A 9,363-nucleotide genomic window follows, 5' to 3' on the forward strand; every position below is an offset into this window, starting at 1 on the left:
CCGATCACCGGGCGCAGCGCGACCTACACCTATGCGCAGCTGCGCGACCGCGTGGCGCGCGTGGCCGGCGCGCTGGCCGCGCGCGGCGTGCGCGCGGGCGACCGCGTGATCGTCTACATGCCGATGGTGCCGGAAGCCGCCATCGCGATGCTGGCCTGCGCGCGGCTGGGCGCGGTGCATTCCGTGGTGTTCGGCGGCTTCGCCGCGGCGGAGCTCGCGGCGCGCATCGCCGACGCCAAGCCGAAGGTGATCGTCTCGGCCTCCTGCGGGCTCGAGCCCGGGCGGATCGTGAAGTACAAGCCGCTGCTGGACGCGGCCATCGGCCTCTCGCCGCACCAGCCGGACGCCTGCATCATCCTGCAGCGCCCCGAGAGCCCCTGCGAGCTGACGCCCGGCCGCGACACCGACTTCCTGGAAGCCGAGGCGGCGGCGATGGCGCATCCCTGCGTCTCGGTCGCGGCGACCGATCCGCTCTACATCCTCTACACCTCCGGCACGACGGGCGCGCCGAAGGGCATCGTGCGCGACAATGGCGGGCATGCCGTCGCGCTGCTGAATTCCATGTCCATGCTCTACGGGCTCAAGGCCGGGGACACGATGTGGACGGCGTCCGACGTGGGCTGGGTCGTCGGGCATTCCTACATCGTCTATGCGCCGCTGCTGGCGGGCTGCACCAGCGTCCTCTACGAGGGCAAGCCGGTCGGCACGCCCGATCCCGGCGCCTTCTGGCGGGTCTGCGCGCAGCACGGCGTGAACGTGCTGTTCACCGCGCCGACCGCGCTGCGCGCCATCAAGAAGGAGGACCCGGAGGGGACCTTCGTCGCGAAATACGACCTGTCGAAGCTGGAGGCGCTGTTCCTGGCCGGCGAGCGCTGCGACCCGCCGACGGCGGAATGGGCCAGCGCGCTGCTGAAGAAGCCGGTGATCGACCATTGGTGGCAGACCGAGACGGGCTGGACGATCAGCGGCAACTTCCGCGGCTTCGGCCTGTTCCCCGCGAAGTTCGGCTCCGGCGGCAAGCCCGCGCCGGGCTACGACCTGCACGTGCTGGACGAGGGCGGGCAGGACGTGCCGCGCGGGCAGATCGGCACGCTGGCCATCAAGCTGCCGCTGCCGCCTTCCAACCTGCCGACGCTGTGGAACGCGGACGAGCGCTTCCGCAGCGCCTACCTCGAGACCTTCCCCGGCTACTACAACACCTCCGATGCCGGGATGATCGACGAGGAGGGCTATGTCTCGGTGATGAGCCGCACCGACGACATCATCAACGTCGCCGGCCACAGGCTCAGCACGGGCGCGATGGAGGAGGTGCTGGCGGCGCATCCGGACGTGGCGGAATGCGCGGTGGTCGGCGTGAAGGATTCGCTGAAGGGCCAGGCGCCGATCGGACTGGTTGTGCTGAAGGCCGGCGTGAACCGGGCGGAGGCCGACATCGCGAAGGAGCTGGTCGGCATGGTGCGCGACCGCATCGGGCCGGTCGCCGCCTTCAAGGATGCGCGCGTGGTGGCGCGGCTGCCGAAGACGCGCAGCGGCAAGATCCTGCGCGGCACGATCCGCAAGATCGCCGATGGCGAGACCTATGCCGTGCCGCCCACGATCGACGACCCCGCCATCCTGGACGAGATCGGGGGCGTGCTGAAGGCGGCGGAGAAATAGCGCGATGCCGGACGGAGACGCGCCACTGCTGCTGCGGGCCGACACGGAGGACGGCGTCACGACTCTGACGCTGAATCGACCGGCGGCACGCAACGCGCTGTCCTTCGCGATGCTGGGCGCGCTTCAGGACGCACTAGCGCAGGTGGCGGCGGATGCGCGCGTGCGCGTGGTGATCCTGGCGGCGGAGGGCCCGGTGTTCAGCGCCGGGCACGACCTGCGGGAGATCACCGCGCATCGCGACGACGCCGATGGCGGCCGTGGCTTCTTCGATGCGGCGATGCGGCGCTGCGCGGCGGTGATGCAGGCCATCGTCGCGCTGCCGCAGCCGGTGATCGCGCAGGTGCAGGGCGTGGCGACGGCCGCGGGCTGCCAGCTGGTCGCGACCTGCGACCTGGCGGTGGCCAGCGACCAGGCGCGCTTCGCCACGCCGGGCGTCGATATCGGGCTGTTCTGCTCGACGCCGGCCGTCGCGCTGTCCCGCGCGGTCGCCGCCAAGCCAGCGATGGAGATGCTGCTGACCGGCGAGATGATCGGCGCCGAGCACGCCGAGCGCATCGCGCTGGTCAACCGCGTGGTGCCGCATGAGGAGCTGGCGGGGGCGACGATGGAGCTGGCCGCGCGCATCGCCACGCGCAGCGCCCACACCGTGCGGATCGGCAAGGCCGCCTTCCACCGCCAGCGCGGCCTGACGCTGGACGAGGCCTATGCGCATTGTGCCGCGGTGATGACCGAGAACCTGCTGGCCGCGGACGCGATCGAGGGCATCGGCGCCTTCCTGGGCAAGCGCAAGCCGGTGTGGAAGCATCGGTAGAACGGAGTTCATGCGGCTGAGGTCGGTCGCGCCCCCACCCTCCCGCGCGTCGCGCGGGTCCCTTCCTCCCCCGCATAGCGGGGGAGGGTCGGGGTGGGGGCCCCGCCAGCCTCGCCGGATCAAGGAGGAGCCTGGGACCCATGTCCGCCGCCGATTACGACGCCCTGCCGCGCCTTCCCGCCAACCACCAGCCGCTGACGCCGCTGCTGTTCATGGAGCGCGCGGCGCAGGTCTATCCGGACCACGTCGCCGTGGTGCACGGGCCGCTGCGCCGCAGCTACCGGGAGCTGCGCGACCGCTGCGTGCAGCTGGCCCATGCGCTGTCCAGGGCCGGCATCGGCCGCGGCGACACAGTGGCGGCGCTGCTGCCCAACATCCCCGCCATGCTGGAATGCCACTACGGCGTGCCGATGACCGGCGGCGTTCTGAACACGCTCAACACCCGGCTGGACGCAGGCACCATCGCCTACTGCCTGGACCATGGCGAGGCGAAGGTGGTGATCGTGGACCGGGAGCTGGTGCCGCTGCTGCGCGTGGCGCTGACGCAGTGCCAGGCGAAGCCGATGGTCATCGAGGTGGACGACCCGGAAGCCTCCGATGCCGCACGCGCCAACCGCCTGGACGGCGCGACGGACTACGAGGCGTTCCTCGCCGGGGGCGATCCGTCCTGGTCCTGGGTGATGCCCGGCGACGAGTGGGACGCGATCACGCTGAACTACACCTCCGGCACCACCGGGCGGCCGAAGGGCGTGGTGTACCATCATCGCGGCGCGCAGCTGCTGGCCATCGGCAACGTGCTGAGCGCGGGGATGGGCAAGCACCCCGTCTATCTCTGGACGCTGCCGATGTTCCACTGCAACGGCTGGTGTTTCCCCTGGACCGTCACCGCGCAGGCCGGCACGCATGTCTGCCTGCGCGCCGTGCGCGGCCCCGACATGTGGCGACTGATGGCGGCGGAGGGCGTGACGCATATGTGCGGCGCGCCGATCGTGATGTCCACGCTGCTCGCCACGCCGGAGGAGCAGAAGGCGGCGCTGCCGCACCAGGTGCAGTTCGTCGTCGCCGGCGCCCCGCCGCCGGAGGCGGTGCTGGCGGCGATGAAGGCCGCCGGCTTCGCGGTCTGCCACGTCTATGGCCTGACGGAATGCTACGGCCCCTCCGTGGTCAACGAATGGCACGGGGAGTGGAACGCGAAGCCCGCGCAGGAGCAGGCGGGGCTGATGGCGCGGCAGGGCGTGCGCTACATCGCGCTGGAAGCGCTCGACGTGATGGAACCGGACACCATGACATCGCTGCCCGCCGATGGCGCGACCATGGGCGAGGTGATGATGCGCGGCAACGTCGTGATGAAGGGCTACCTGAAGGACAAGGAGGCCACGGAAAAGGCCTTTGCCGGCGGCTGGTTCCACACCGGCGACCTCGCGGTGAAGTATCCGGATGGCTACATCCAGCTGAAGGACCGCTCCAAGGACATCATCATCTCAGGCGGCGAGAACATCAGCTCCATCGAGGTGGAGGATGCGCTCTACAAGCATCCGGCCGTCGCGGTCGCCGCGGTGGTGGCGCGGCCGGACGAGAAATGGGGCGAGACGCCCTGCGCCTTCGTGGAGCTGCGCCCCAGCATGACCGCGACGGCGGAGGAGCTGATCGCGCACTGCAAGCAGCACCTGGCCGGGTACAAGGTGCCGCGCCACGTGCTGTTCGACGAGTTGCCGAAGACCAGCACGGGCAAGATCCAGAAGCATGTGCTTCGCGCGAAGGCGCGAGGGTAACGGGCGCGAAGGCGCGAGGGTAACGGGCGCGAAGGCGCGAGGGTAAGGGGTCGCGAAGGCGCGGGAGTGAGCGCGCGCGAAAGCGAAGGGCGGCTGACGCCGATTTTGCTTGCGCGACGTGGGCCTCCCGCCCCAGCTTCGCTCATCCGCAACCAACTGAAAGGAGGTGATCCAGTGTCTCATTGCTCTTCGGCCGACGCCGTGTCCGCGGCCTGGATCATCGCCATCGCCACTGCGACGGCGAGTCACTAGGCCTGCCGCGGCGAAAGCCTCCGGCAATGCGGAAGGCCCGGCGGATCGCTCCGCCGGGCCTTCTTCACGTTCAGGCGGGGCGGCCGTAGTCCTTCAGCTGCGCCGCAGCCTCCGCGAGTTCCTGCGCATCCAGCAGCACCGGATCGAGCCGCGCCGCCAACAGGTCCAGATACTGGCCCGCCAGGTTCTCCGCCTCCCGCGCCAGCGCGACCGCGCCGGTGAGCGTCGCGCCCAGCGCAACGACGCCGTGGTTCGCCAGCAGCGTCGCGCGCAGCTCCGCGCCCAGCGCGGCGATGCAGGCTTGCGCCAGCGCCTCCGTTCCGAAGGTTGCGTGTTGCGCGCAGGGGATGCCGAGACGCCCGCCCGCGCCGGCCAGCGTGATCATGTAGTGCAGCGACGGGATGGGCCGGCGCGCGCAGGACAGCGCGGTGGCGCGCGGGCTGTGCGTGTGCACGACCGCCTGCGCGTCCGCCCGCGCGCGGTAGATCGCCGCATGCAGCCGCCATTCGGAGGAGGGGCGGCCGTTCGTCAGCGGCGTGCCGTCGGGCGCGCACTCCACCAGCTCGGCCGCCGTCATGGCCGCGTAGGGCAGGCCCGAGGGCGTGATGACGAAGCCCCGCGGCGTGCGCAGCGAGAGGTTGCCGGATTTCTGCGGCATGAAGCCCGCGGCATCGAGGGCGCGGGCGGCGGCGATCAGGGCGTCGAGGTCCGACGAATCGAACGATTTCGGCATGGTCGCGCGGGCCCCCACCCCAACCCTCCCCCGCAAGCGGGAGAGGGAGCAAGCGCGAAGGAGAAAGACGCTGGTCAGCTCGGCTCGATGCCGGCGGCGCGGATCAGCGGCTGCCACTTCGCCGCGTCGGCGGCGAGCTGCGCGGCCATGTCGGCCTCCGTCGTCGGCCAGGCCTGCAGGCCGCGCTGGCGGAAGGCGGCGACCAGCGCGGGGTCGGCCAGCGCCGTCCGCACCACCTCGCCGATGCGGGCACGGATCGGCGCGGGCGTCGCGCGCGGCACGATGATGCCGTCCCAGTTCAGCACTTCGAAATCGGGCAGCCCGGCCTCGATCATGGTCGGCGCATCGGGCAGTTCCGCCGCACGGGTCTTCGTCGCGACGCCGAGGGCGCGGATCGTGCCAGCCTGCACATGGCTCAGCACCGTGCCCATGGGCGAGAAGCCGAAATCATGCTCGCCAGCCACCAGCGCCAGCATCTGCGGCCCGCCGCCGCGATAGGGCACCGGCACGGTGCGCGTGCCGGCGATGTGGTCGAACAGGATGCCGCAGAGATGGCCGGGGGAGCCGACGCCGCCGGTGCCGTAGCTGATCGTCTCGGGCCGGGCCTTCGCCGCCGCCACGATGTCCGCCACCGAGCGGAAGGGCCGGTTGGACCGGCAGACCAGCACGTTCACCGCGTTGAACAGCATGGAGACGGGTGCCAGGTCCGCCGCCGGGTCGAACCCCATGTTGCGCACCAGGGCCGGGTTCACCGCCAGCGTGCCCATGTTGGCCGAGCCGATGGTGTGGCCATCGGGCGCGGCGCGCGCCACCGCCTGCGCGCCGAGGTTCCCGCCCGCGCCGGCACGGTTGTCGATCACCACGGACTGGCCAAGTGCGGCCTGGAGGAAGGGGGCGATGATGCGAACCGCAGCATCCGAGGCGCCGCCCGGCGGAAAGCCGAGCACCAGCGTCACCGGGCGCGTCGGCGCCCAGGACTGCGCGAGAGCGGGAGAGGCCAAGGCAGCGCCGAGGCCGGCAAGCAGGGTGCGTCGCTTCATGGCCGGAGCGTAGCAAGCGCCGTGCCGCCGGCGCTACTCCGCCCGCGCGCTCGCCTCGGACCGGGTTGCGCCGACGCGCAGCGCCAGCGCGGCGGCCATGAACTCGTCCAGCTCGCCGTCCAGCACGGCGGCAGGGTTGCCCTTCTCCACGCCGGTGCGCAGGTCCTTCACCATCTGGTAGGGCTGCAGGACATAGGACCTGATCTGGTGGCCCCAGCCGATGTCGGTCTTGCCGGCCTCGGTGGCAGCGTTGATCGCCTCGCGCTTGCTCAGTTCCAGCTCATAGAGCCGCGCCTTCAGCATCTCCATGGCGATGGCGCGGTTGCGGTGCTGGCTGCGGTCCTGGGTGGAGGCCACCACGATCCCGGTCGGGATGTGGGTGAAGCGCACGCCGGATTCCGTCTTGTTGACGTGCTGGCCGCCGGCGCCGCTGGCGCGGAAGGTGTCGGTCTTCAGGTCGGCCGGGTTGATCTCGATCTGGATGCGGTCGTCGATCACCGGATAGACATAGACGCTGGCGAAGCTGGTCTGGCGGCGCGCCGCCGCGTCGAAGGGGCTGATGCGCACCAGGCGGTGCACGCCGCTTTCCGTCTTCAGCCAGCCATAGGCGTTGGGGCCGGTCACCTGGATCGTCGCGCTCTTGACGCCGGCCTGCTCGCCCTCGCTCTGCTCCGTCATGGTCACCTTGTAGCCATGCGCCTCGGCCCAGCGGGTGTACATGCGCAGCAGCATCTCGGCCCAGTCCTGCGCCTCGGTGCCGCCGGCGCCGGCGTTGACTTCCAGGTAGCAGTCGTTGCCGTCGGCCTCGCCGGAGAGCAGGCTCTCGATCTCCCGGCGCTTGGCTTCGGCGGCGAAGGCCTTGAGGTCGGCCACGGCGGCATCGGCAGTGCCCGCATCGCCCTCGGCCTCGGCCAGCTCGATCAGCTCCAGCGCGTCGGCGACGTCCTTCTCCAGCCGCTGCACGCCCTCGACCTGGGACGCCAGGCGGTTGCGCTCGCGCATCACCGCCTGGGCCTCCTCGGCCTTGTTCCACAGCTCCGGGTCCTCGGCGCGCGCGTTCAGCTCGGCCAGGCGCACCACAGCGGCGTCCCAGTCGAGGTGGCGACGGAGCAGCGCGACGCTCTCCGCGATCTCGGTCTTCAGGCTCTCGGCATCAGCGCGCATGGGGAGGGCGGGTTAGACCAGATCGCCTCGCCGCGCCAGCGGAGCGCGAGCGGCGGGCCCCGGCCAGGGCCGGCCGCTTTCCAAGCCGCGTCAGGCGGCAGGCGACGCCGCCTTCCACCGCCGCACGGCGGCAAGCCCGATCGGCGCGGCCAGCGAGAAGACGTTGTCGCTGAGCGGCGGGGCCCCGAGAGAGGTACCGGGAGGCGCAATGGCCGTCACCGACCCGATCACCGGGCCGCCTCCGGTCATGGCCACGATGAGGCCGGACGCGTCATCCACAGTGAACTGACCGCTCAGGTTGCCGTAGGCATGCGTGCCCGACGACGATCCGGTTCGCGGCGAGGCAGGCCCGTTATCGGCCACGAAGCTGTCGTCGTAGAGGACGAGCGCTGCCCGAGGCGCGCTCGGCACCACGACGGTCAGGGCGAAGGCGGTTGCGACATCCGGATGCCACCCGCCAAGCTGCTGAAATCACGGGTTGGCGCGCCGAACCTTTCCACTGCTGTCAATTCGTTCGACAGGTCGCTCTGGCGCCACCCGGCGCGGGGCCTGGGCTCAGTAGAGCCCACCCAGCCCGCTGTCCAAGCCCGCGGCCGAGCCCCCGCCGCCAGCCTGGCCGACCGCGAAGGGATCGGAGGGCGGCCTGGCGCTGTTCTCCGTGCCGGGCCGGAAGGGCTCCAGGATGGTCTGGCCGTTCGCCATCTGGATGCGCACCAGCGCGGTGCCCGGCGGGGCGCGGAAGGGCACCGCCGGGCTGCCCTGCAGCGCCGCGCCCATCACGTCGCGGAACACCGGCGCGGCCAGCCGGCCGCCCGTCACGTCTGCATCGGGCAGGCCGGCGACGCGCATGCTGCGCGGCTCGTCGAAGCCGATCCAGACCGCCACCACGAGGTCGGGGGTGAAGCCGACGAACCACGCATCCTTGTAGTCGTCGGTGGTGCCGGTCTTGCCCGCCACCGGGCGGCCGAGCCCCTCGCCGGCGCGGGTGCCGGTGCCGCGCTGCACCACGCCCTGCAGCAGGCTGACCATCTGGAAGGACGCGACCGGGTCGGCGATCTGCCGCCGTTCCTCGGTCAGCGTCGGCGGGCCGGCGGCGATGTCGGTGGAGTCGCAGCCGGCGCAGCGGCGCAGGTCGGTGCGCCACACCAGCCTGCCGTGGCGGTCCTGCACGGTGTCGATCAGCGTCGGCGTCACCTGCCGCCCGCCGTTCACGAAGCTGGCATAGGCCGCCGCCTGGCGCAGCACCGTGGTCTCGCCGGCGCCGAGCGACATGGCCAGGAAGCGCGGCATGTTGGGGATCACGCCGAAGCGGTTGGCCGTGTCGGCCACCGCCGCCATGCCGACCTGCTGCGCCAACCGCACGGTGACCAGGTTCAGGCTGCGCTCCATCGCGCTGCGCATCGTCACCCAACCCTGCGGCGCGGTGTCGCCGTAGTTGCCGGGGCGCCAGAGGCCCTGCGGCGTCATCACCTCCACCGGGGCGTCCAGCAGCAGCTGGTTCGGCGGGATGCCCTGCTCCAGCGCGGGCATGTAGACGAAGGGCTTGAACGAGGAGCCGGGCTGGCGCATCGCCTGCGTCGCACGGTTGTACCAGGACCGCTCGAAGGACCAGCCGCCGACCATCGCCAGCACGCGGCCGTTGTTGGGGTCCAGCGCGACCACCGCGCCCTCCACCTCCGGCACCTGACGCAGCGTCAGGCGCTCCGGCCGGGCGGGGGTGCGACCCTGGGCGGGCGCGGCGGGCAGCATCTCCACCAGCACCACGTCGCCGGCCGCCAGCACGTCCTGCAGCCGGCGCGGCTGCGGTCCGAGGCGACCTTCGCGCACGGAGCGGGCCCAGGGCTGCACCTCGTCGAAGGGGAGCGTGGCGGTGCGCGGCTGCGGCGCGCCGCGCGGCTCCGGCCGCTCCAGCCAGGCCATGCGCGCCTCGCGGTC

8 protein-coding genes are annotated in these 9,363 nt (G+C 71.8%); 3 read left to right on the forward strand and 5 right to left on the reverse strand.

Features of this window, described 5'->3' with window-relative positions; all coding sequences use genetic code 11:
* The 3 genes from OZN99_RS18435 to OZN99_RS18445 all read left to right on the forward strand — a co-directional run.
* Window positions 1-1,656: AMP-binding protein (locus OZN99_RS18435; RefSeq protein ID WP_270936732.1), on the forward strand; the 1,656-nt coding region annotated here is incomplete at its 5' end.
* 4 nt (window positions 1,657-1,660) lie between these two features.
* A complete protein-coding gene (locus OZN99_RS18440; protein ID WP_270936733.1) occupies window positions 1,661-2,467 on the forward strand; it encodes an enoyl-CoA hydratase in 807 nt (268 codons plus the stop codon).
* Between the two features lie 140 nt (window positions 2,468-2,607).
* Entirely contained in the window at window positions 2,608-4,239 is a 1,632-nt protein-coding gene (locus tag OZN99_RS18445; RefSeq protein WP_270936734.1) for an acyl-CoA synthetase, read from the forward strand.
* Between the two features lie 322 nt (window positions 4,240-4,561).
* Here OZN99_RS18445 and OZN99_RS18450 read toward each other — a convergent pair whose 3' ends face one another.
* The 5 genes from OZN99_RS18450 to OZN99_RS18470 form a co-directional block, all read right to left on the reverse strand.
* Window positions 4,562-5,224, reverse strand: a complete 663-nt coding sequence (locus OZN99_RS18450) for a class II aldolase/adducin family protein (protein ID WP_270936735.1) — start codon at window positions 5,222-5,224, stop codon at window positions 4,562-4,564.
* Between the two features lie 74 nt (window positions 5,225-5,298).
* Window positions 5,299-6,264: a Bug family tripartite tricarboxylate transporter substrate binding protein gene (locus tag OZN99_RS18455; protein ID WP_270936736.1), complete on the reverse strand. Its 966-nt coding sequence runs from the start codon at window positions 6,262-6,264 to the stop codon at window positions 5,299-5,301.
* A gap of 33 nt (window positions 6,265-6,297) precedes the next feature.
* Window positions 6,298-7,428 (reverse strand): peptide chain release factor 2, encoded by a 1,131-nt coding sequence (gene prfB / locus OZN99_RS18460; RefSeq protein ID WP_270936737.1) that lies wholly within the window; start codon window positions 7,426-7,428, stop codon window positions 6,298-6,300.
* A 90-nt stretch (window positions 7,429-7,518) separates the two neighbouring features.
* Window positions 7,519-7,839: a hypothetical protein gene (locus tag OZN99_RS18465; RefSeq protein ID WP_270936738.1), complete on the reverse strand. Its 321-nt coding sequence runs from the start codon at window positions 7,837-7,839 to the stop codon at window positions 7,519-7,521.
* 144 nt (window positions 7,840-7,983) lie between these two features.
* On the reverse strand, window positions 7,984-9,363 hold a 1,380-nt coding region (locus OZN99_RS18470; RefSeq protein WP_270936739.1), incomplete at its 5' end, for a penicillin-binding transpeptidase domain-containing protein.

Source organism: Falsiroseomonas oryzae (assembly GCF_027856955.1).
Taxonomy (GTDB): Bacteria; Pseudomonadota; Alphaproteobacteria; order Acetobacterales; family Acetobacteraceae; genus Falsiroseomonas; species Falsiroseomonas oryzae.